The sequence below is a fragment of the Naumannella halotolerans genome (assembly GCF_004364645.1).
GTDB classification, from domain to species: domain Bacteria; phylum Actinomycetota; class Actinomycetes; order Propionibacteriales; family Propionibacteriaceae; genus Naumannella; species Naumannella halotolerans.
The window spans coordinates 527468-549195 of the sequence record NZ_SOAW01000002.1 but is presented as its reverse complement, the minus strand read 5'-3'; the positions used below and the strand labels follow the sequence as shown (position 1 = coordinate 549195).

Below are 21728 nucleotides of genomic sequence, written 5' to 3'. Positions count from 1 at the left end.
GGCGGTTCGACGCCGCTGATCGAACGCTGCGCGGGTTCATGCCGCCACCTGCGCGGAGCGGCCAAACGGGACGAAGTCCCCGCCGGCGGTCATGATCAATTCCTGGTGCCGCTGCCACTGTTCACTGGTGCGGCGATGATCCGATCGTCGGTGACAACCGCGTGACTCGGTGCGGTTCAGCGCCGCCGTACCGATCGCCCTGGCGACCAGTCGCAGATTGGCCGTCTCGATGTCGGCTCGGGTGCCGTCACCGGGTACGTCGAGACCGTCGAGCGCAGCCAACGCGTCGAGCAGACCCGTGCGGTCGCGAAGGACACCGATTCCGCGGCCCACCACACTCCGCAGGGCGGGCAGGGCCGACCGGTCGAGACCGTCGCCGGCCGTGCTGCGGACGGGTTCGGTCGGTTCGCCCGCCGACCTCGCCAGCAGGGCACCGGCCCGTTCGCCGGCGATCAGCGCCTCGGTGAGCGAGTTGGACGCCAACCGGTTGGCGCCCTGCACACCGGTGGAGGCCACCTCGCCCACCGCGTACAGGCCCCGCACCGTGGTGCGCCCGGAAAGGTCGGCCAGCACGCCGCCGCAGTGGTAGTGCTCGGCCGGTCGGACCGGGATCGGATCGGTTTCCGGGACGATGCCGGCAGCGCGACAGAACCGGTCCACGGTCGGGAAGTGGCTGGCGAAGTCGTCGATCATGGTCGCGTCGAGCCAGACCCGGCCCCCGGTGAGCTGGTGCTCGTGGATGGCCGCGGCGACCACGTCCCGCGGAGCCAGATCGCCCAGCCGGTGCCGCTCGACCATCAGCGCCGAACCGGTCTCGTCGACCAGTACCGCACCCTCACCGCGTACCGCCTCGGAGACCAGGACGGTCTGCGGTCCCGGTACGTCCAGGGCGGTCGGGTGGAATTGGACGAACTCCAGGTCACGCGCCACCGCTCCTGCTCTCAGAGCCAGTGCCAGGCCGTCGCCGGTCGCCGTCGGCGGGTTGGTGGTCAGCGGCCAGGCCCGTCCGGGACCACCGGTTGCCAGCACCACAGCCCGGGCGCGGAGTTGGCGTACCGTGCCGTCCTCGTCGACCGTCTGCACACCGCAGACCTCCCCGTCGGCGCCCAGCAGGAGACCGCTCACCATGGCCCTGACCAGTTCGGCCCTTCCCTCGGCGGCTGCGCTCCGGATCGCCGAGCCGAGGGTCGCTGCCACCATCGCTCCACTGGCGTCGCCACCGGCGTGCACGACCCGCCGGGCGGAATGGCCGCCCTCGAGGCCGAGGGCCCAGTCGCCGTGGCGATCGGTGTCGAACCGGGCTCCCAGGGTGGCGAGCCGGGTGATCGCCCCGGGTGCGGCCTGTACGAGCTCGCGTACCGCGTCCGGATCGCACAGACCGGCGCCGGCGGTCTGCGTGTCGAGCTGATGCGCCTCGGCGCTGTCGGCCGGGTCGAGCACCGCCGCGAGTCCGCCCTGGGCCAGCGCCGTGGACCCGTCGCCGACACCGTCCTTGCCGATGATCATCACCGGTTGGCCGGCGCCGATCAGGCTGATCGCCGTCGACAGCGCGGCGGCGCCTCCACCGACGATGATCACCGGGCGCTCGTCGGCACCGGTCATTCTCCACCTCCGGGTTTGCCGATGGCGATCATGCGCTCCACGGCGGCCCGGGCATGGGCCGCGATGGCGGGTTCCACCTGCACCTCGTCGCGTCCGGTACGCAGTGCCTGCAGCATCAGCTCCGGTGTGATCATCTTCATGAAGCGGCAGCTCGCCTGTGGGTTCACGGCCCGGAAATCAGTTCCCGGGTTGGCTTTGCGGAGCTGGTGCAGCATACCGATCTCGGTGGCGACCAGGACCGTCTGAGAGCTGGTGGACCGGGCGGCATCCAACATCCCGCCGGTGGACAGGATGTGGGTACGGTCGGCCGGGAACTCTCCCGACGACGCCATCCACAGCGCCGAGGTGGAACAACCGCACTCGGGGTGGACGTACAGCTCGGCATCGGGATTGCGGGTCATCGCCCCGACCAGGTCCGAGGGTGAGATGTCGGCGTGGACGTGGCACTCCCCGAGCCAGGTGTGGATGTTCGAACGCCCGGTCTGCCGACGGACGTGGGCGCCGAGGAACATGTCGGGGAGGAACAGGATCTCGGTGTCCGGTGGCACCGACTCCACCACCTCGACGGCATTCGACGATGTGCAGCAGATGTCGGACTCGGCCTTCACCTCCGCAGTGGTGTTCACATAGGCGATCACCGCCGCCCCGGGATGCTCGGCCTTCCAAGCGCGCAACTGATCGGCGTCGATGGTGTCGGCCAAGGAACATCCGGCCGCCGCGGTCGGGATGATCACCCGTTTGTCCGGGGACAGGATCTTCGCGGTCTCGGCCATGAAGTGCACCCCGGCGAAGATGATCGTCTCCGCATCGGTGGCCGCCGCCAGCCGCGACAGTGCGAGCGAGTCGCCGACGTGATCGGCGACGTCCTGGATCATCGGTGCCTGGTAGTTGTGCGCCAGGATCACCGCGTTCTGCTCGGCGGCGAGCTCGCGTACCTCCTGTGCCCAGGCGGCCGATACGTCCGGGTCGGATACGGCCTGCTCGGCCGGGTTCGGGGATCGGTACCCGTCGATGGTCGTGGGAGCCATCGGGGTGTCCACGGTCTGCGTCATCACATCCTCCTTAGTTTTCGCCTGTAATTCGAAAACCTGTGGGAAGAGTAACATGCCCCCGTGTCGTCCAACAGTTCGAGACCCTCGTCGAGTGATTCGGCACCCCTACCCCCCACCGCTGCGGCGGTCACCCGCGTACCGTCCGAGCCCGCGGATCAGCCGGTCGGCCGGTTCCGGCACGAAGCACTGGCGGTCGTGTTGCGGATCACCGATGGCCGGCTGACCGTCCTCGGCTGGCAACGCGGGAGGGATCCCTTCAGCGGCGCCTGGGCCGTCCCGAGCGGCCCACTGACCCAGACCGAAACCGTCGGCGCTGCGGCCACGCGCTATCTGGCCGAGCGGGTGGACCTCACCCAGATCGCCCATCTCGAGCAACTCGAGACCCGTAGCGAACCCGGTCGCGACCCCTTCGACCGGACGATCGCCACCGCCTACCTCGGGCTGGTGCCGGCCGATGTCGACCCACGGTTGCCCGACAATGCGGCCTGGTTGCCCACCGATGATCTTCCTCCGATGGCCTTCGACCACGAATCGGTGATCAAATCGGCGGTGGAACGATTGCGCAGCAAACTCTCCTACACCAATCTCGGGTTCGCCCTGGCGCCGAGGGAGTTCACGATCAGCGAGCTACGACAGCTCTATGTCGCCGCGCTCGGTCACGATGTCTCGGCGACCAACCTGCAACGAGTGCTGACCCGCCGGTCCCAGTTGGAACCCACCGGCTCGGTCTCGGCCAGCAGCAGGGCCGGTGGGCGGCCGGCCAAACGGTTCCGGTTCGTCGAGCGGAGCATGCGGGTCACCGACCCGTTCGCTGCCCTGCGTCCGTGATCACCTCGGGATAATCCCGCTCGCCCGCCTGAAGCTGTCACGCAGGTCGATCGAACTGACCCGTGAGGATCCGCTCACCGGCCCGTTCGCCGCCCCGCGTCCGTGATCACCTCGGCGGCCACCCGTAGGTCAGCGGTAGCGGCGACCGCGGCCACTGCGGCAGCGTTGGGGTCGTCGACCGCGGCGATCCAGGCCTCGGCCTGGGCGAGTTCCTTGCCGTACCTGAGGTGGCGCGCGAGCAGGCGTTGCCGGCGCAGGGTCTCGTCGACCTCGCAGTACCAGACCTGGTCGATCGCTGCGCGGGAGCGACACCACCCCGGCTCGTCGAGCAGCAGGTAGTTGCCCTCGGTGATGATCAGCTCTGCCTCGGGGTGGATCGGGATCGCGCCGGCCACCGGCTGTTCGAGCTCCCGCTCGAAGGCCGGGGCGTAGATGATCACGTCCTGCTCGGTGCGTACCCGCTCCAGCAGGGAGGCGAAACCGTGCGTATCGAAGGTGTCCGGCGCTCCCTTGCCGTCCAGGCGACCGAGTCGGGCCAACTCGACGTCGGCGAGGTGGAAACCGTCCATCGGCAGGTGGGCGACCCGTCGGCCGTACTCCTGGGCAAGCACGGCCACGAGCGCCTCGGCCAGAGTCGACTTCCCCGCCGCCGGCACGCCGGTGATCCCGAGGATCCGGCGTTGTGTCCGACCGATCAGACCGCGGGCGCGCTCCATCGCCTCACCGAAGGTACGGATGGTCGCTGGCTGCTCGGGCACCGGACCATAGTGCCGTCGAGGGGAATGGCAGGGAAAGTCGCGGGGAGTCGCGAGGAACTCATGGGAGTTGCGGGAGGCGGGGGACGTCGCGGGGAGGCCGGGGACGTCGCAGGGAGGCCGGGGACGTCGCAGGGAGGCCGGGGACGTCGCGGGAAGGCCGGGGACGTCGCGGGGAAGCAAGACAAACGTCACACTCGATCCGACGACCATCCCGGCCGCCCGCGCCACCTCGCGCTGCTCGGTGCACGGCCCCGAATCGAGTGTGACGTTTGTCTTGTTCCGACCCAGCACCACACATGGCACGGCTCCGCTGCAGCCCCCGAAGCCTCGGATCCCCTGCGACAGCAATCCCCGGAGCCCCAGAAGCCTCGGAGCCCCTGCAACGGCAATCCCCTTCCGCGAGTTCGGCCCCTCCACAGGCTGCGCAGGGGCCGAACTTGCTGAAGAAACGCAGTGCCGGCCCCGACGCTCCACTGGAGGGGCTGTCCAACCCAAGGGCCCACCATCCTCGCTGTGGCCACGGACGGCACACGCGTCCCACCGTGCACACGAGTCCCACCCGCTCAGGCAGGACCAGTGCCGTGAGGCCGGGCCAGAATCACCCGCGGGGCAACCCCTTCGGCAAGTTCGGCCGCACCACCGGCTGCGCAGGGGCCGAAGTTGCTGAAGGAACGCAGTGACGGGCGTACCGGCCGCACCACCGGCTGCGCAAGGGTCGACGTTGCTGAAGGAATGCGGTGACGGCCCCGACGCTCCCCGGCCGGGCGGTGGAGCCTCACCCGAGGTCCCACGGAACCGCACGAGGACATCTCGGCCCGCGACCATCGCTGAGAGGATCCCCGGCATCCGGACGTCGATCGATCAGCACGCCGGAGGTCGTCTGTCGCGCTGACCCGCGCCGGGTCTACGCGACCTCGTCGGGGGCCATCTCAACCTCGGTCGCTTGGACTCACAAGCACCCGGGGTAGCGACGTCCCACCACCCGAGACAACGCTCAGTGCACCGCGCGGACGACCCGATACCGGACGAAGGTCGGTACGGCCAGCGCCACCACCACGGTCAGTACGACCGTCAGGATCCCGCCACCGGCCGAGGCGACTGCCGTACCGACGACGGCCGCAGCGCCTCCGTGCACCACATCGGCCATCCGGGGCCCGCCGGCGACGACCACGATGAACACCCCCTGCAACCGGCCGCGGACCTCATCGGTCGCCGCCTCCTGCAGCATCGTCGAACGGAAGGCGGCCGAGACCATGTCGGCCGCGCCGCCGATCACCAGCATCACCACGGCCACGACCAGCGCGACCTGCAGCGACACCCCGGCGAAGCCGACCGCCACTCCGAAACCGGTCATCGCCAGTCCCCAGATGACGATGGCGATGATCACCGCCCGACCCTGGTGCTCGACCTTGGACACCCAACCGGAGAAGACCCCGCCGAGGACGGCCCCCAGCGGGATCGCAGCGAACAGCGCGGCGAAGATCGACCCGCCGTCGATCTCACCGCCGAAACTCTCGTGGGCGATCTGCGGGAACAGCGCCCGTGGCATACCGAAGAGCATGGCGATGATGTCGACCACGAAGGACATCAGCAGCACCTTGTTCCCGGCGAGGTAGCCGAATCCGTCGATCACCGACCGCAGCCCGGGGACCGCCGATGCCCCCGAGGTCGGTGGCATGTGCGGCAATGTGATCACCGCCCAGAGCGTCGCGCCGAGTGCGAAGGTGTCGATCAGGTAGAGCGTGGCCAGGCCGGTGAACGGGATCAGCGCCCCGGCGACCAGTGGTCCGGCGATCCCACCGGCCTGCATCACGGTCATGTTCAACGCATTGCCCGCCGGGAGTTGATCAGTCGGCAGGATCCGCGGCAACAGCGCACTTCGCGTCGGTTGGTTGACCGCGAAGAACGCCTGCTGCACCGAGAACAGGGCGAGTACCAGCCAGACGTTGTCGATCGCCAGATGGGCCTGCAACCAGAACAGCGCACTGGTACCGATCAAACCCAAGGTGGTGATGATCAACAGCGTTCGACGATCCATCGCATCGGCCAGCGCACCACCCCAGAGCCCGAAGGCAACCAGCGGCACCAGGCCGAAGAGTCCGGTCAGGCCGACCATCGCCGAGCTCTGGGTGAGCGCATAGATCTGCGCCGGCACTGCGACGACGGTCAGCTGCGCCCCGATCACCGTGACGATGTTCGCCACCCACAGATGCCGGTAGTGGGTGTTCTGCAACGGCCGGGTATCGGCGAAGAGGGATTCGAACCGATCCCGTGCCTTGCTGGGAGGAGTCGTCACAGCCTTCGAGTATGGCACTGGATCTGCCCCGACCGGCGGTGTGACCGTACTGGGAACCTGCCTGCCTCACGTCGGCAACCTGACGTCGCTGCGCACGGCCAGGTCCCGCTTCTCAGGGGCGTCGGTCGAAGCGACGCATGCTGACCCACTACCCCGCCGACCCGCTGAGTCGCTGCCCCCCCTGACCCACTGAGTCACTGCCCCACTGACCCACTGACCCACTGAGTCACTGCCCCACTGACCCACTGACCCGCTGCCCCACTGACCCACTGACCCACTGACCCACTGAGTCGCTGACCCACTGATCCATTGACCCGCTGATCCGCTGACCCGTTGACATATGACGCCGCCCCGGCCCGACATGGGCACGACCGGGCAGCTCACGATCGACTGGGACTGCGTCCACACGACCGACCTCGGCCACAGCCACCGAGGAGCCCATCCCATGTTCCGTACTCTTCTCTGCACCGCCGGAGCGCTGCTCAGCGCGGTGACAGCAGCGGTCTACCTCAACTTCTCGGTACGGGTGATGCCCGAACTCGGGCGGCTGGCACCAGCCACCGGAATCGCCAGGATGCAAGGCTTCAATCGCGCGGCCGTCCAGGCGCCGTTCATGATCTGCTTCTTCGGCGCCGCCGTGGCCTCGGCCATCCTGTTGTTACGCGTGCTCCGCGGGGACAGGGATGCCATCGATGCGGTCGCGGCTCTCGGCGGCGTGGCGTACCTGGCCGGTTTCCTGTTGACCATCGCCTACAACGTGCCACTGGACGACAGGTTGGCAACCCTGGAGCGCGGCTCGGGTGGAGATGCCTTCTGGCGGCACTACCTGACCCACTGGACCAGAGCGAACTCGATTCGAGCCGGCCTGTCCGCGGTCTCGGCACTCTCCCTGTCCGCAGCCACCCTCCTCGGTGCGACCGGTGACTGACCTGGCCCCGGTCCACCACAGCGACCGGGTCCCGAATCACGCGGTCGCCGTGATCACTACGGTGGTCGGTGTGGATCCACTCAGCGACTACCTGGATGGTGTCCGCGCGAGCAATGCGTTCCTGCTGCATGTCTCGATGGCTCCGCCGTGGTCGATGGAGGTGAGCGACGATGCACCGCTCACCCTGGTGGCTCCGCTGACCGGGAACGCCTGGTTGCGTCATCCCGACCAACCGGCAGCGTTGTTGCGTGCCGGCGACGTGGCGTTGATCAAGGGGAGCTCCCCTACCTGCTGTCCAGCGACCTCACCCTGCGCCCCGACATCTGGATCGGGCCCGGCCAGAGTTGTTCGGACGACACAGGGGCGAATCTCACCGAACGCTTCGGCACCGGGATCCGACAGTGGGGAAACGATCCCGCGGGCCCGGACACGATGCTGGTCGCCAGCTATCGCAATCAGGCCGAGGTGGGGCGCATGCTGCTCGAGCTGTTGCCGCGGTGTTGGTACGGCAGCGCCCACACGCTTCGTACCTCGAATCCCTCAGCGCCGAACTCGACGGCAACGAGATCGGCCAGAGCAGTGTGCTGGACCGACTGCTCGACATCGTGCTGGTGTCGACCATCCGCGAGTGGGCCCATGATCTTCCGGCCGAGCACCGGTCATGGGTCCATGCTCCCGTGATCACGTGGTGGCCGAGACGATCAAGATCATCCATCGACGGCCGGACCTGCCGTGGAGTGTGGTCTCCCTGGCCGATGAGGCCGGTGTGTCCCCCTCCACCCTCAGTCGCCGGTTCCAGACCGTGACGGGTACCTCACCCATCGCCTACCTGAACCAGTGGCGCCTGTCCCTGGCCGCCGATCTGCTGCGCGACACCGACCTGACTCTGTCGAGCATCGCCACCCGTGTGGGGTATGCCAATCCGTTCAGCCTCAGCGCGGCGTTCAAGAGGCAGTTCGGGCTCAGCCCGGCGCAGTACCGCGGGTGATCAACCAGCCCGTCGCGAGATCCCCCGGGATCGGGAGGTCACATCCGTTCGGGGGCGACGATTCCGAGCAGGTCGAGACCCTGGGCCAGGACCTCCTTGGTCGCCTGCACCAGCCCGAGGCGGGTGGCGCGTACCTCACCCTCGGACTTCAGCACCGGGCACTTCTCGTAGAAGCCGGAGAACGACTCGGCCAGGTCGTAGAGATAGCTCGTCAGCTTGTGCGGGGCCAGACTCTGCCCGACCTCGGCCACCACCTCACCGAACTGGGTCAGCTTCAGCGCCAGCTGCTGTTCCGCGGGTTCGTCCAGCACAGTGATCGGGCCGATCGCGTACCCCTCGGCCTGGGCCTTGCGCAACACCTGGTTGCAGCGCGCATGCGCATACTGCAGGTACGGTCCGGTGTCCCCGGAGGTACGTACCATCCGCTCAAGATCGAAAACGTAGTCCTTGATCAACGAGTTCGACAGATCGGCGTACTTGATCGCGGCCAGCGCGATCTCCGGCGACGCCTCGGTCTCGGCGGCGTCCAACAACGAATCAAGGGTCGCGGTGCCACCGTCACGGGTCTTCAACGGCTTGTTGTCCGCCCCCAGGACGGTGCCGAACGGGATGTGCCGGGCCTCCACCGAATCGGGCAGCCAACCGGCCCGCTTGGCGGTGTCGAAGACCTGGGCGAAATGGTCGGACTGGCGTACGTCTACGACGTAGAGGATCCGGTCGGCCTGGATCTCGTTCACCCGCAGGCGGATCGCGGCGAGATCGGTGGCCGCGTACCCGAAACCGCCTTCACGATTACGGACGATCATCGGGGCGGCGAAACCGTCGACGAAGACACAGAGCGCACCTTGATCGATCACCGCGATGCCGTCGGTTTCCAGCTCCTCGACCACCTTCGGCAGATCGTCGTTGTAGCGCGACTCCCCGTCGAAGTCGTCCAACCCGACCTTGATCCCCAGTCGCTGGTAGGTCTTCAACAAACCCTGCCGCGAGGACTCGACCATCGCCTGCCAGAGCTTGATCGTCTCCGGGTCGCCGGACTGCAGCAGCACCACCCGCTTGCGTGCCCGATCGGCGAAGGCCGGATCGTCGTTGAAGTGTGCCTGGGCCCGCTTGTACAGCGCCTCGGACTCCGCCAGTGACAGTGACGCCGCATCGACCTTCTCGTCCAACACCTGCTCCACGAGCATGCCGAACTGCCGACCCCAGTCGCCCATGTGGTCCTGCGGTACGACCGTGTGCCCGAGGGCGGTGAGCACCCGGTTGAAGGCATCGCCGATCACCGAGGTACGCAGATGCCCGACGTGCATCTGCTTGGCCACGTTCGCACTCGGGTAGTCGATCACCACGGTCTGCGGCTGCTCGGCCGCCACGATGCCGTTCGCCGGATCGGTCCGTACCTGCTCGGCCTCGGCGGCCAGCACCTCGGGCTTCAACCGGATGTTGATGAACCCCGGGCCGGCGATCTCCAACGGCTCGGCCAAGTCGGCCACGTCGATCTCGTCGACCAGTCGCTGGGCGACCGCTCGCGGGTTCTGTCCCTCGGACTTGGCCAGCCGCAGGGCGACATTGGACTGGAAATGACCGAACTGCGGTTTGGTGGCCGGACGCAGCTCCGGATCCACCCCGGCGACGTCGGCGAACCGGGCTGACAGCTTCGAGGGCAGGGACGACATGGCGACCATTGTTCACCCCCACCCGCATTTGGTTGAAATCGATTCGGTTGTCGCGCATCGATGGGTCCGGCTGAGTGTCGCGGCCGTGGTCGGCGAGCGATCGAGCCGCATCGGCGGGACGGTCGGGGCCGGGGTCTGTGTCGGCGCGACGCTCGGGCCGACGGGACGGTGCGGGCCCGTCACCGCGTTTCTCCAGCAGGTACGGCCCCTGCACGGCCCGCCAGGGGGCCAGAGTTGCGGAAGAGGCTGCAAGGGCGGGTGAATGACCCACCCTCACTGTGAGACCTGGACCGGACTCTCACGCGGGCGCCGACCATCGGCGCTGCCCCGTTACCGCGTTTCTTCAGCAGGTACGGCCCCTACGCAGCCCGCCAGGGGGCCGAACCTGCGGAAAGGTTCGGCATCCAGGGGGTGGAGGACGGTTGGGCCGCGGGCTGCCACCGGGCAGCCCGCGGCCGGCGAATCTGACCCGGATCACCCGCCGCCTGCTCAGCTGACGCCGGTACGCTCCAGCATCGCCCGCAGCTCGGCGGCGCCGACATTCGCACCGAAGGCCTCATGACCCGGTTGCAGGCCGATGCCGGCGGCCAAGGGGGTGACCGCAACTGGGTCGAATCCGAGCCTGTCGACGATTCGGGCGACCCGTTCGGCGTCCTCGATGTCGTCGGCGGCGACCGCGATCGCCTTCCGCCCCGGCGTACCCGCTGCTGCCGCGCCGTCCTCCAGGTCGTGATAACCCATGTGGTTGAAGGCCTTCACCACCCGCGCTCCGGGCAGGTACGCCGCGACGATCCCACTGGTGGAGACGCCGTCGGCGCTGAAGTCCTCGCGGTGGCCGTCGACCTCCCACCAGTAGTTCATCGCGTCGATCACCAGCTTGCCCTCGAAATCGGCCGGCGACAGATCGGTGTGCTTGCCCAGCGGCAGCGCCAGGATCACCACGTCGCAGGCCCGCACGGCCTCGGCCGCGGTGACGGCCTGGGCACCCGGGGCGAGCACTTGGATGATCAAGGAGATCTTCTCCGGGGCACCGGAGCCGGCGATCCGCACCTGATACCCGGCAGCGACCGCCAACCGGGCCAGCACCGTACCCACCTTGCCGGCACCGAGGATCCCGATGCTCGGCTCCTGCGCGGTCACGGGTTCACCGCTCACGACTTGTCCGCGGCCGACTTCTCGGCCAGCAGCTCACGTACCCGCGGGATCACCTCGGTGCCGTACAGCTCCACCGCCCGCAGACGGTCGGCAGCCGGAATCGCACCGGAGGTGTAGACCATGTCGAAGCGGTCGATGCCCAGCGCGGAGATCGTGTCGGCGATCTTGGTCGCCACAGTCTCCGGCGACCCCACGTACAGCGAACCGTGGGCGATCTCGGACTCGAACTCCGCACGCTGCATGGGCGGCCATCCACGGTCGCGACCGATCAGATCACGCTGCTGCTGGTGGTACGGCCAGAGGATCTCCCTGGCCTGCTCGTCGGTCTCGGCGACGAATCCCGGGGAGTGCACCCCGACCGGCAGGGACGGTCCGCCGAACTGCTCGGTCGCCCGCTGGAACAGGTCGATGTAGGGAGCGAAGCGACGTGCTCCGCCACCGATGATCGCCAGCATCAGCGGGAACCGGTAGTGGGCGGCGCGGACCACCGACTGCGGCGAACCGCCGACGCCGACCCAGGTCTCCAATTTGCCCGACTCGGTCTTGGGGTAGACATCGGCGTCGGTCAACGACGCCCGCTTGTTGCCCTGCCAGGTCACCGGTTCCTCGGTCAGCAGCTGGGAGAACAGGTCGATCTTCTCCTCGAACAAGGTCTCGTAGTCGGCCAGGTCGTAGCCGAAGAGCGGGAAGGACTCGGTGAACGAGCCGCGGCCCAAGATCACCTCGGCCCGGCCGTGGGACAGGGCGTCGAGAGTGGCGAACCGCTGGAACACCCGGACCGGGTCATCGGAGGACAGGACTGTCACCCCGGAGCCGAGCCGGATCCGTTCGGTCCGGGTGGCGATGCCGGCCAGCACCGTCTCCGGTGCCGAGATCGCGTAGTCGGCGCGGTGATGTTCACCGACCAGGAAGTCGTCGACACCGCTGCGGTCGGCCAGCACCGCTTCGGCCACCACCTGGCGCAGCGCCTCGGCGTGGCTCAGCAGGTCGCCGTTTCCGTCCGATGGCACGTCGCCGAAGGTGTTCAAACCGATCCGGACCGGGGCGGCACCATGCTCGGTCGCCACCGGGACCGTCGGATCGGTCGAGGACTGGTTCAGGTCTGAATCGCTCACGACAGTTGAACAATCAATCGGCGGTGTTCTATTCCGGCCGGCGTCGGGACGGACGAACCCCTCGGCGCGCAGCCCGGCCAGGGTTGCTTCACCGTCGGCGCTCGCAGCCACGGACATCAAGCGGCCCATGGCTGCGGAAAGGTCCCGAGTACCGGTCGAGCGCTGACGATCCGTACGATGGCCCACACGCATCCGGAGATTTCCGGCTCTGTACCGACGACAGATGAGGTGGAGAACCCGTGGCGAAGACCAAGAAGGAACGCAAGCTCGCGAGCAGCATCGACGAACTGCAGGAACAGATCGCTGCGGTGGAGGTGCGCGCCGACGCGAAGGTCAAGAAGATCAACAAGAAGCTGAAGAAGAAGCTCGATGCCGCGACCGGTGAGATCGCCGATCTTCGCCGTCAGCTCGAGAAGAAGGCTGAGAAGCCCTCGGCATCGGAGAGCGAAACCCCGTCGGCGACCGCAACGCCGAAGCCGGCCACGAAGTCGACCGCCACGAAGTCGACCGCCACGAAGTCGACCGCCACGAAGTCGACCGCCACGAAGGCGCCTGCGCGCAAGAGCACCGGTACGCGTGCGAGCAGCGCCCGCAAGGCGCCGGCGAAGAAGACCTCGACCGCAGCCAAGCGGACCTCGACGGCCAAGAAGGCCTCGCCTGCCGCCAAGAAGACCTCCGCCGCTGCGAAGAGGACCTCCGCACCGGCTGCCCGCCGGCAGAGTGGTACGCCCACCGTCGCCGAGCTGCGCGAGCAGGCCAAGGCCAAGAGCGTGAAGAACTACTCGCGGATGTCGAAGGCCCAGCTGGTCGCCGCCCTGCGCTGAGGCACACACCGACTACCGAACCGGTCCCGACCGATCCGTCGGAGCCGAGTGATCATTCGCTCAGCTCCCTCGAGAACGGTCGGGACCGGTTCCGTTCTCTCGGCGTCGGCTCTGGTGACCGGATCTGCATCGGCGATGGGAACGGCCGCACAGCCATCGTGCCCCTGCCCTCCCTCGTCGCGAATCTTCTCGGCCGCAGTGCCCGCGAGTCAGGACCACGCCGCCCAGCGGCGGACACCGGACTGACTCGGGCGTCTGCCCCGAGCGAGTCAACGCCGCAGGTCCGCGCTACGCCTCAGCGGTACCGACCCGACCGGCACGTGCCAGCCAGAGATGCCAGGCCCACAACAGCCCGGCGGCGAGGGTGTAACCCAGCCCGACCGCGGCCATGGTGAACAGTGAGCGCGCCATCACCGGGGCCAGCAGACCTGCCCCGAGTGCGTTCAGTACCAGGGTGAGGAAGGTCGCGGCCGAGGTGGCCGCTCCTCGGTGGGCCGGGAACTGGTCCATCACGATCACCTGCATCGAGGGGAAACCGATCGAGGCACCGAACCCGAGCAGGAACGGCCCGACCACGGCCCACGGCAATCCCTGCAGGGCCGGGAATGACATCAGTACCGTGTTCGTCAGGGCGCCGGTGATCGTGATCGCCAGCCCCATGCTGGCGCTGGCGATGATCGAGATCCGACCCGCCAGCCGGCCACCGACGAAGGCACCACCGGTGAATCCGATGATCATCGGTACGAACAGCTTCCAGAAGTCGTTCGGCCCCTGCCCGAGCAGGTCGACCACGACGATCGCGGCGGCCCCGATGTAGAGGAAGTAGGCACCGAACATCAGGCTGCCGGTCCAGGCGACCCGGTGGAAACTGGGGGTACGGAAGACCCCGAACAGCGAGCGCAGCAGGCCGCGTACCGACAACTCGGTGCGCCGCTCCACCGGATGGGTCTCGGGCAGGCAGAGGATCACCACCGCCACCAGCAGGACACCGATCCCGGTCATGAAGCCGAAGACCGAGCGCCAGCCGCTGGAGGTGACCAGCACGCCGCCGATGATCGGTGCGATCGCCGGGGCCAGCCCGAAGATCATCATCACCCGGCTCATCAGCTTCTGCGCCATCGGTCCGGCGTAGAGGTCACGGACCATCGCGCGGGAGACGATCACCCCACCGCCGGCGGCCAGCCCCTGCAGCACGCGGCAGGCGATCAGCACCGCCATGTTCGGGGCGAAGACCGCACCCAGGGAGGCCAGGGCGTAGACGCTCAGCCCGCCGAGCACCACCGGCCGGCGGCCGATCGCATCCGACAGCGGCCCGTGCAGGATGCTCATCACCGCGAAGGCCAGCATGTAGGCCGCCACCAGCTGCTGGGTCTCGGCGTTGCCGACCCCGAACTCGTGCTGGATGCTCTCGAACCCGGGGTAGGGGGTGTCGATGGAGAACGGCCCGAGCATCCCCAGCAGCGCCAGCACCAGGGGGATGATCGTTGCCTGCCAGCGCTTGAGGGGTACGGAGGCAGCGGCGGTCACCCCCGCAGCTTGCCATCCGGGTGGGACTCGCGGCCAACCACCCCGGACCGCTGCCGGCTCGTCCGGGGCTCCCGCCGGATCATCCTGGCTCGCCACCGGATCACCGACGCCAGCCGGATCGTCTCCCTCGTGGGGCCCGGGAGGTCGTCGCGCCCCATCAGCGAAGTGAGTGTCTGCCGGATCGATCGCCGAGTCACTCTCCGGCGGGTTCGCCCTGCCCGGGGCTAGCCACCGATTCCCGCGGCATCAGAAGTGCTGCGACGACCATCCCGACGGCCACCACCACGGTGGCGACGAAGACCCACCAGGTGGCGCCGACGATGGTCGCGAAGTCGTGCTCGCCGGCGCCCTTGTTGATCACATTGGTGGCGATCGCACCGAAGACCGCGACCCCGACCGCGCTGCCGGCGGAGCGGGCGAACATGTTCATTCCGGTGACTGCTGCTCGCTCGTTCCAGCCGACCGAGGCCTGGGCGGCGATCAGTCCCGGGGCGGCGGTCCAGCCGAGCCCGAAACCGACGACGAAGCCGCCCAGACCGATGGTGAAGGGGTTCGGCCACGGAGTGACCGCCACCAACACCGCCGCACCGGCGGTGGCGATCAGTGATCCGATGATCACGGTCGCCCGGAACCCGTACCGCAGGTAGACCCGGCCAGCGTTGGTGGCCGCGAGCGGCCAGCCGAGCAGCATCCCGGCGACGGCCAATCCGGCCAGGATCGGCGCCAGCCCGATCGAGTTCTCCAGGTAGGTCGGGACGAAGCTGGTGATACCGGTCATCAGGCCTCCCACCCCGGCCGAGACGGCGGTGGTGGTGATGATCAGCGGCCGGGCCAGCAGCGACAGGTCGACCACCGGGTCCGCCGAACGTCGAGACACCCAGCCGAAGATCAGCAACATGACCAGACCGAAGGCGAAGATGCCCACACTCGGCACCGACCACCAGGGCCAGGCGTTGCCGCCCTCGAGCACCGCCAGGATCACCGCCGACAACCCGAGCGTCAAGGTGATCGCACCCGGCAGGTCGATCCGCAGGGAGGTGGCCCGGACGTTCTCCTGATAGCGCCGCAGGACGATCCAGCCGGCCAGCAGACACAACGGGATGTTGACGAAGAAGATCCATCGCCAGTTCGCGAACTGTGCCAGCAGACCGCCCACGCTCGGCCCGATCACCGACGAGACCGCCCACACGCTGGCGATGTATCCCTGCACCTTGGCCCGTTCCTCGACGGTGTAGATGTCGCCGACGATGGTCAGCGTCATCGGCATCACCGCACCGGCCCCGAGCCCCTGGACCAATCGGAAGATGATCAACATCGTCATGTCGCCGGCCACGCCGCAGAGGATCGAACCGGCCAGGAAGAAGCCGATCCCGGTCAGGATCACCGGTTTGCGACCGATCGTGTCGGCCAGCCGGGAGAAGATCGGCACCGAGACCGCCTGCGCGAGCAGGTAGATCGAGAACAGCCAGGGAAAGCGTTCGAAGTCGCCCAGGTCGGCCACCACCGAGGGGACGGCGGTGGCCAGGATCGTGGCGTCGACCGCGATCAGCGCGGTGGAGACCATCATCGCCACCAGGACGGGTCCGCGCTCGGACCGCAGACCGACATCTGCTCGAGAGACTCCCACCGTCGTGGACCCTACTCCGGCCGGTCAGGCCCCGTCGCACCGGTATCACCGCCGATCCACAGCCCCTAGTCTTGGTGGCGATATGGCACATCTTCTGGGGGCCGAGGCCCTGCACCTGGAATTCCCGACCAAGGTCGTCTTCGACTCCGTCTCCCTCGGGGTCAACGAGGGGGACCGGATCGGCATCGTCGGACGCAACGGCGACGGCAAGTCGAGCCTGTTGCGGATGCTGGCCGGAGCCCAGGAACCCGATTCGGGCCGGGTGACCACGCGCAACGGGGTACGGATCGGGGTTCTCGACCAGGCCGATGTGCTGCCCGACGACGAGACCGTGGGCCACGCGGTGGTCGGCGACGCCGAGACCTATGAATGGGCCGGCGATCCGAGGATCCGGGAGATCATGGCCGGACTGCTCGCCGATCTGGACTGGGAGGCACCCCTCGGCTCGCTGTCCGGCGGCCAGCGCCGGCGGGTGTCGCTGGCCCGGTTGCTGAGCGGTGACTTCGACGTCCTCGCCCTGGACGAGCCGACCAACCATCTGGATGTGGAGGCGATCGCCTGGCTGGCCGACCACCTGAAGCGCCGCTGGGCACCGAATGCCGGCGGACTGTTGGTGGTGACCCACGACCGCTGGTTCCTCGACGAGGTCTGCACCGTCACCTGGGAGGTGCACGACCGGATCGTCGAACCCTTCGACGGCGGGTACGCCGCCTACATCCTGCAGCGGGTCGAGCGTGATCGGCAGGCGGCGACGATCGAGCAGCGCCGGCAGAACCTGGCCCGCAAGGAGCTGGCCTGGCTGCGGCGGGGTGCGCCGGCGCGTACCTCGAAGCCGAAGTTCCGGATCGACGCGGCGAATGCACTCATCTCCGATGTCCCACCGGTACGCGATCAGGTGGCGCTGCAGTCCTTGGCGGTCTCCCGCCTCGGCAAGGATGTGGTGGATCTGCTCGACGTCGGTGTCGCCTACGGTGACAAACAGGTGCTGGACGATGTCGAGTGGCGGATCGCCCCCGGTGAGCGCACCGGCATCCTCGGTGTCAACGGTGCCGGCAAGTCGACCCTGCTGGGTCTGATCTCCGGCGAGGTAACGCCCACCAGCGGACGGGTGAAGCGCGGCAAGACCGCCGAGGTGGCGACCCTCACCCAGCGCATCGACGAGCTCGAGCCGTACCTCGACGACCCGGTCCGGGTGGTGATCTCCCGGCTCCGGACCAGCTATGTGCTCGGCACCGGCTCGAAGGCCCAGGAGCTGACACCGGGCCAGCTGCTGGAGCGGCTGGGGTTCTCCAACGAGCAGCTGTCGACTCCGGTGAAGGATCTGTCCGGCGGGCAGCAGCGCCGGCTGCAACTGCTGTTGATCTTGCTCGAGCAGCCGAATGTGCTGATTCTCGACGAGCCGACGAACGATCTGGACACCGACATGCTGGCGGCGCTGGAGGACCTGTTGGACTCCTGGCCGGGCACCTTGATCGTCGTCTCCCACGACCGATACTTCCTGGAGCGGGTGACCGATCAGCAGTACGCGATCATGGACGGCCATCTGCGGCACCTGCCGCGAGGCGTGGAGGAGTATCTCCAGCTCCGGGCAGCCGAGCAGCGCTCCGCGTCGGACCGGGGTCCCGACCCCGCCCCGGCGGCCGAGGCTTCGACGAAGCCCGGTGGCGCCGAGCTGCGGGCCCTGCAGAAGGAGTTCGCCGCGATCGAGCGCCGATTGGAGAAGTTGCAGACCCAGATCGACGCGGCCCACACGGCCCTGGCCGAACACGACCAGTCTGACTACCAGGGGTTGCGCGAGGAGATGGAGCGGATCGGCAAGCTCGAGGCCGAACAGCAGGAGCTGGAGGTCCGCTGGTACGACCTCGGGGAGGTACTGGAGTGAACCCGTACCGATCGACACGGCCCGGGTGTCGTAGTCGACCCGGGGACCATGATCGGTTTCGATGGCTTCGGGAGACACCGCCTACCAGCGAGTGCTCGATGTCCTGGTCGAGGCGGGCATCGGTAGCGTCGAGCTGACCCTGACCACACCGGGCACGTTCGAGGCCCTGCCCGGACTCCGGGAGCGTTACGGCGACCGGGTCGACCTGGGCATCGGCACCGTCACCAACAGCTCCGACCTGTCCGCGGCGGTCGAGGCCGGAGCCACCTACCTGGTGACCCCGATCAGCTCGACCGCACTCGTCGAGCAGGCGACTGCTGCTGGCGTACCGATCGTGCCGGGTGGCCTCACCCCGACCGAACTGTTCGGCAGCTGGTCGGCCGGCGCCTCGGCGGTGAAGGTGTTCCCCGCCGGTACGGTCGGCCCGGGTTACCTGAAGGACCTTCGCGGCCCGTTCCCCGACATCGAGGTGGTTCCGTCCGGTGGCGTGGACCTGACCAGCGCCGCCGCCTGGCTGAAGGCGGGTGCAGCCGCGGTGAGCGTCGGCGGACCGCTGCTCGGAGATGCCTTTTCAGGTGGGCAGCTGTCCGCGCTGGCCGAGCGCGCCAAGGCCTTCGTCGAGCTGTGCGCATCGCGACCGTCCTGACCATTCGGTCCGATCTCTTGTGAGGTCTGCCTGCCGGGTGGTGGCCGCCGCGCCCCAGGAAGGCTTATGCTGGGCCCCGTAAACATCGGATGTTCTCCGAGCCGTCAATGCGGTACGTCACCGTCGATAGGAATTGAGTCATGGTCCAGCGTCAGCTCCCCCGTCCCGACGAACTGTTCGAGTTGCTGCAGTTCAAGAAGCCGGAACTGGACGGGCGCAAGCGCCGGCTGTCCAAGGCCCTGACCATCGAGGACCTGCGCCGGATCGCCAAGCGGCGCACCCCGGCGGCACCTTTCGACTACACCGACGGCTCGGCCGAGGGAGAGATCTCACTGGCTCGGGCCCGGCAGGCCTTCCAGGACGTCGAGTTCCACCCGGCGATCCTGAACGATGTCTCGAAGGTCGACACCTCGACGACGATCTTCGGCGGACCCTCGGCCCTGCCGTTCGGCATCGCCCCCACCGGGTTCACCCGGATGATGCAGACCGAGGGGGAGATCGCCGGTGCCGGGGCGGCGGATGCCGCGGGCATTCCGTTCACCCTGTCGACCATGGGTACCTGCTCGATCGAGGCGGTGAAGCAGGCCAATCCGAACGGCCGCAACTGGTTCCAGCTGTACGTGATGAAGGAGCGGGAGCGCAGCTACGGCCTGGTCGAGCGGGCAGCCGCAGCCGGGTACGACACCTTGTTCTTCACCGTCGACACCCCGGTCGCCGGCGCCCGTCTGCGCGATGTCCGCAACGGATTCTCCATCCCGCCGCAGCTCACCTTGGGGACCGTTCTCAACGCGATCCCGCGCCCCTGGTGGTGGATCGACTTCCTGACCACCCCGACGTTGGAGTTCGCCTCGCTGAGCGCCACCGGCGGCACCGTTGCGGAGTTGATCAACACCATGTTCGACCCGACCATCTCCTTCGAGGACCTGGCCACGATCCGACGGATGTGGCCGGGAAAGCTGGTGGTGAAGGGGGTGCAGACCGTCGAGGACGCGAAGAAGCTGACCGGTCACGGTGTCGACGGCATCATCTTGTCCAACCACGGTGGTCGGCAGCTCGACCGGGCACCGATCCCGTTCCACCTGTTGCCCGAGGTGGTCCGTGAGGTCGGCGCCGACACCGAGGTGACGATCGACACCGGCATCATGAACGGTGCCGACATCGTGGCCTCCATCGCCATGGGCGCCAAGTTCACCCTGATCGGCCGTGCTTACCTCTACGGCCTGATGGCCGGTGGCCGTGAAGGTGTGGACCGGGCGATCCAGATCCTTGCCGACCAGGTCGTGCGGACCATGCAGCTGTTGCAGGTGGGCACGATCGAGGAGCTGAACCCGTCCCATGTCACCCAGTTGCAGCGCCTGGGCCGCCGCGAACTCCTGCAGGGGAGCTCGGTCGGCGCCCATGTCTGAACGGTGGCTCGTGGGCAGGGTGTGGCGATGAGCGATCCGGCCGGTCGATGACCGGTCCGGCCCTGCTCTGGTTCCGGCGCGATCTTCGACTTGATGATCACCCGGCACTGTTGCAGGCGGCCGAGTCGGCGACGGTGCTGCCGGTGTTCGTACTCGATCCGCGGCTGCTGGAGCACGCGGGCCCGGTACGTACCCACTGTCTGTTCGATGCCCTGGACCACCTGCGTCGTGCCACCGACAACGCCCTGGTGGTCCGCACCGGTGATCCGGTACAGGTGCTGGGAGAACTCGTCGCCGAGGTCGGCGCCGGTTCGATCCATCTGAGTACCGAGACGACCCCCTTCGGGCGCCGCCGGGACCGACAGGTCCGGGCCGGTCTCGGTGACGACCTCGCGTGGGTCGAGACCGGCAGCCCCTATGCGGTCACCCCGGGGCGAATCCTGAACGGATCGGGCGCTCCGTACCAGGTGTTCACCCCGTTCCGCCGGGCCTGGGCCGATCATGGTTGGCGCGGTCCTGCCGGTTCGGCCGAGGTGCGCTGGTGCCGGCAGGTCGACGATCCAGGCCCGATCCCCACCTCCCCGCTGAGGGGCGAGGATCAGGATGAGGAACTGGCGGCGCGGATCGGTCCCTGCTCGGAGGAGGCGGGCAGGAAGCTGCTGGCCGACTTCCTCGACTCCGGTATCGGCAACTACGACCAGAACCGGGACCGAGCCGATCTTCGGGGAACGTCGGAGCTCTCGATGCATCTGAAGTACGGGACGATCCACCCGCGGACGATCCTGCATGCCCTGTCCGAGCACCGCGGGGATGCCCCCGATGTCGACCGGTTCAGCGCCGAGATCGCCTGGCGCGAGTTCTACGCCGACGTCCTGTTCCACAATCCCCGATCAGCATGGGGGGACCTGAAACCCGCGCTGTCGACGATGCCCTACGACGAACCGGACGAGCGCCTCCTCGCCTGGCAGGAGGGCCGTACCGGGTTCCCCTTCGTCGATGCCGCGATGCGCCAACTGGTCGCCACCGGCTGGATGCACAACCGCGCCCGGATGGTCACCGCAAGCTTCCTCTGCAAGGACCTGCACCTCTGGTGGCCGCACGGGGCGAGGCACTTCCTGCGGCATCTGCGCGACGGGGACATCGCCTCGAACAACCACGGTTGGCAGTGGGTGGCCGGTACAGGCACCGACGCGTCGCCGTACTTCCGGGTGTTCAACCCGATCACCCAGGGCAAGAAATTCGACCCCGATGGCACCTACGTCCGTCGCTGGGTCCCTGAGCTGGCCCACCTTCGGGGAGCCCGCGTCCATGAACCGTGGAAGGCCGAGGACGGGTACGCCCGCGGCTACCCCGAGCCGATCATCGATCATGGCGAGGAGCGGGCCGAGGCGCTCAGCCGCTATGAGGCCGCCCGTCGCTGA

18 protein-coding genes and 1 pseudogene are annotated in these 21728 nt (G+C 68.2%); 10 read left to right on the top strand and 9 right to left on the bottom strand.

Translation table 11 applies throughout. The features are described from left to right. Positions 1 to 36: 36 nt before the first annotated feature. On the bottom strand, positions 37 to 1602 hold the full coding sequence (gene nadB, locus CLV29_RS13695; RefSeq protein WP_133755623.1) for an L-aspartate oxidase: 1566 nt from the start codon (positions 1600 to 1602) through the stop codon (positions 37 to 39). Beyond that, positions 1599 to 2654 carry a quinolinate synthase NadA gene (gene nadA / locus CLV29_RS13690; protein WP_133755622.1) on the bottom strand — a complete coding sequence of 352 codons (1056 nt, stop codon included), beginning with the start codon at positions 2652 to 2654 and terminating at the stop codon, positions 1599 to 1601. Before nadA ends, nadB begins: the two co-directional genes overlap by 4 nt. 60 nt (positions 2655 to 2714) lie before the next feature. On the opposite strand from nadA, the gene CLV29_RS13685 reads away from it, so the two are divergent. Next, positions 2715 to 3482, top strand: coding sequence for an NUDIX hydrolase (locus CLV29_RS13685; RefSeq protein WP_133755621.1), 768 nt, complete (start codon positions 2715 to 2717; stop codon positions 3480 to 3482). A 74-nt stretch (positions 3483 to 3556) separates the two neighbouring features. On the opposite strand, the gene CLV29_RS13680 is transcribed toward CLV29_RS13685, so the two are convergent. Both CLV29_RS13680 and CLV29_RS13675 read right to left on the bottom strand, forming a co-directional pair. Next, a complete protein-coding gene (locus CLV29_RS13680) occupies positions 3557 to 4240 on the bottom strand; it encodes a nucleoside/nucleotide kinase family protein (protein ID WP_243831935.1) in 684 nt (227 codons plus the stop codon). 994 nt (positions 4241 to 5234) lie between these two features. Then, complete coding sequence (locus CLV29_RS13675) at positions 5235 to 6536, bottom strand: MFS transporter (RefSeq protein WP_133755620.1); 1302 nt, start codon at positions 6534 to 6536, stop codon at positions 5235 to 5237. A gap of 445 nt (positions 6537 to 6981) precedes the next feature. Here CLV29_RS13675 and CLV29_RS13665 point away from each other — a divergent pair, with 445 nt between their 5' ends. The 4 genes and pseudogenes from CLV29_RS13665 to CLV29_RS13650 all read left to right on the top strand — a co-directional run bounded on the left by CLV29_RS13665 (position 6982) and on the right by CLV29_RS13650 (position 8452). After that, positions 6982 to 7464, top strand: coding sequence for an anthrone oxygenase family protein (locus tag CLV29_RS13665; protein ID WP_166649280.1), 483 nt, complete (start codon positions 6982 to 6984; stop codon positions 7462 to 7464). Then, positions 7448 to 7747: pseudogene (locus tag CLV29_RS17245) on the top strand (cupin domain-containing protein); the annotation flags it as partial. The gene CLV29_RS13665 and the pseudogene CLV29_RS17245, both read left to right, overlap by 17 nt. A gap of 118 nt (positions 7748 to 7865) precedes the next feature. Then, a complete protein-coding gene (locus CLV29_RS17240) occupies positions 7866 to 8270 on the top strand; it encodes a cupin domain-containing protein (protein ID WP_424991536.1) in 405 nt (134 codons plus the stop codon). Further along, positions 8153 to 8452 (top strand): helix-turn-helix transcriptional regulator, encoded by a 300-nt coding sequence (locus CLV29_RS13650; RefSeq protein ID WP_243831934.1) that lies wholly within the window; start codon positions 8153 to 8155, stop codon positions 8450 to 8452. Before CLV29_RS17240 ends, CLV29_RS13650 begins: the two co-directional genes overlap by 118 nt. Before the next feature lie 38 nt (positions 8453 to 8490). On the opposite strand, the gene argS is transcribed toward CLV29_RS13650, so the two are convergent. The 3 genes from argS to CLV29_RS13635 all read right to left on the bottom strand — a co-directional run bounded on the left by argS (position 8491) and on the right by CLV29_RS13635 (position 12395). Next, positions 8491 to 10125 carry an arginine--tRNA ligase gene (gene argS / locus CLV29_RS13645; protein WP_133755615.1) on the bottom strand — a complete coding sequence of 545 codons (1635 nt, stop codon included), beginning with the start codon at positions 10123 to 10125 and terminating at the stop codon, positions 8491 to 8493. 489 nt (positions 10126 to 10614) lie between these two features. Continuing rightward, on the bottom strand, positions 10615 to 11280 hold the full coding sequence (locus tag CLV29_RS13640; RefSeq protein ID WP_133755614.1) for an NADPH-dependent F420 reductase: 666 nt from the start codon (positions 11278 to 11280) through the stop codon (positions 10615 to 10617). Continuing rightward, positions 11277 to 12395: an LLM class flavin-dependent oxidoreductase gene (locus CLV29_RS13635; protein ID WP_243831933.1), complete on the bottom strand. Its 1119-nt coding sequence runs from the start codon at positions 12393 to 12395 to the stop codon at positions 11277 to 11279. The genes CLV29_RS13640 and CLV29_RS13635 overlap by 4 nt, the downstream gene beginning before the upstream one ends. 239 nt (positions 12396 to 12634) lie before the next feature. Between CLV29_RS13635 and CLV29_RS13630 the strand changes: the two genes are divergently transcribed. Then, the gene (locus CLV29_RS13630; RefSeq protein ID WP_133755612.1) at positions 12635 to 13219 is read left to right on the top strand and encodes a Rho termination factor N-terminal domain-containing protein; all 585 of its coding nucleotides are present in this window, start codon (positions 12635 to 12637) and stop codon (positions 13217 to 13219) included. A gap of 288 nt (positions 13220 to 13507) precedes the next feature. On the opposite strand, the gene CLV29_RS13625 is transcribed toward CLV29_RS13630, so the two are convergent. After that, positions 13508 to 14746, bottom strand: a complete 1239-nt coding sequence (locus CLV29_RS13625; RefSeq protein ID WP_133755611.1) for a multidrug effflux MFS transporter — start codon at positions 14744 to 14746, stop codon at positions 13508 to 13510. 193 nt (positions 14747 to 14939) lie between these two features. Beyond that, positions 14940 to 16373 (bottom strand): MFS transporter, encoded by a 1434-nt coding sequence (locus tag CLV29_RS13620; protein WP_243831932.1) that lies wholly within the window; start codon positions 16371 to 16373, stop codon positions 14940 to 14942. Between the two features lie 82 nt (positions 16374 to 16455). On the opposite strand from CLV29_RS13620, the gene CLV29_RS13615 reads away from it, so the two are divergent. The 4 genes from CLV29_RS13615 to CLV29_RS13600 all read left to right on the top strand — a co-directional run bounded on the left by CLV29_RS13615 (position 16456) and on the right by CLV29_RS13600 (position 21728). Next, positions 16456 to 18255: an ABC-F family ATP-binding cassette domain-containing protein gene (locus CLV29_RS13615; RefSeq protein WP_133755610.1), complete on the top strand. Its 1800-nt coding sequence runs from the start codon at positions 16456 to 16458 to the stop codon at positions 18253 to 18255. 61 nt (positions 18256 to 18316) lie between these two features. Continuing rightward, positions 18317 to 18901 carry a bifunctional 4-hydroxy-2-oxoglutarate aldolase/2-dehydro-3-deoxy-phosphogluconate aldolase gene (locus CLV29_RS13610; protein ID WP_133755609.1) on the top strand — a complete coding sequence of 195 codons (585 nt, stop codon included), beginning with the start codon at positions 18317 to 18319 and terminating at the stop codon, positions 18899 to 18901. Positions 18902 to 19041: 140 nt separating this feature from the next. Continuing rightward, entirely contained in the window at positions 19042 to 20307 is a 1266-nt protein-coding gene (locus CLV29_RS13605; RefSeq protein ID WP_133755608.1) for an alpha-hydroxy acid oxidase, read from the top strand. A 47-nt stretch (positions 20308 to 20354) separates the two neighbouring features. After that, on the top strand, positions 20355 to 21728 hold the full coding sequence (locus CLV29_RS13600) for a cryptochrome/photolyase family protein (RefSeq protein WP_133755607.1): 1374 nt from the start codon (positions 20355 to 20357) through the stop codon (positions 21726 to 21728).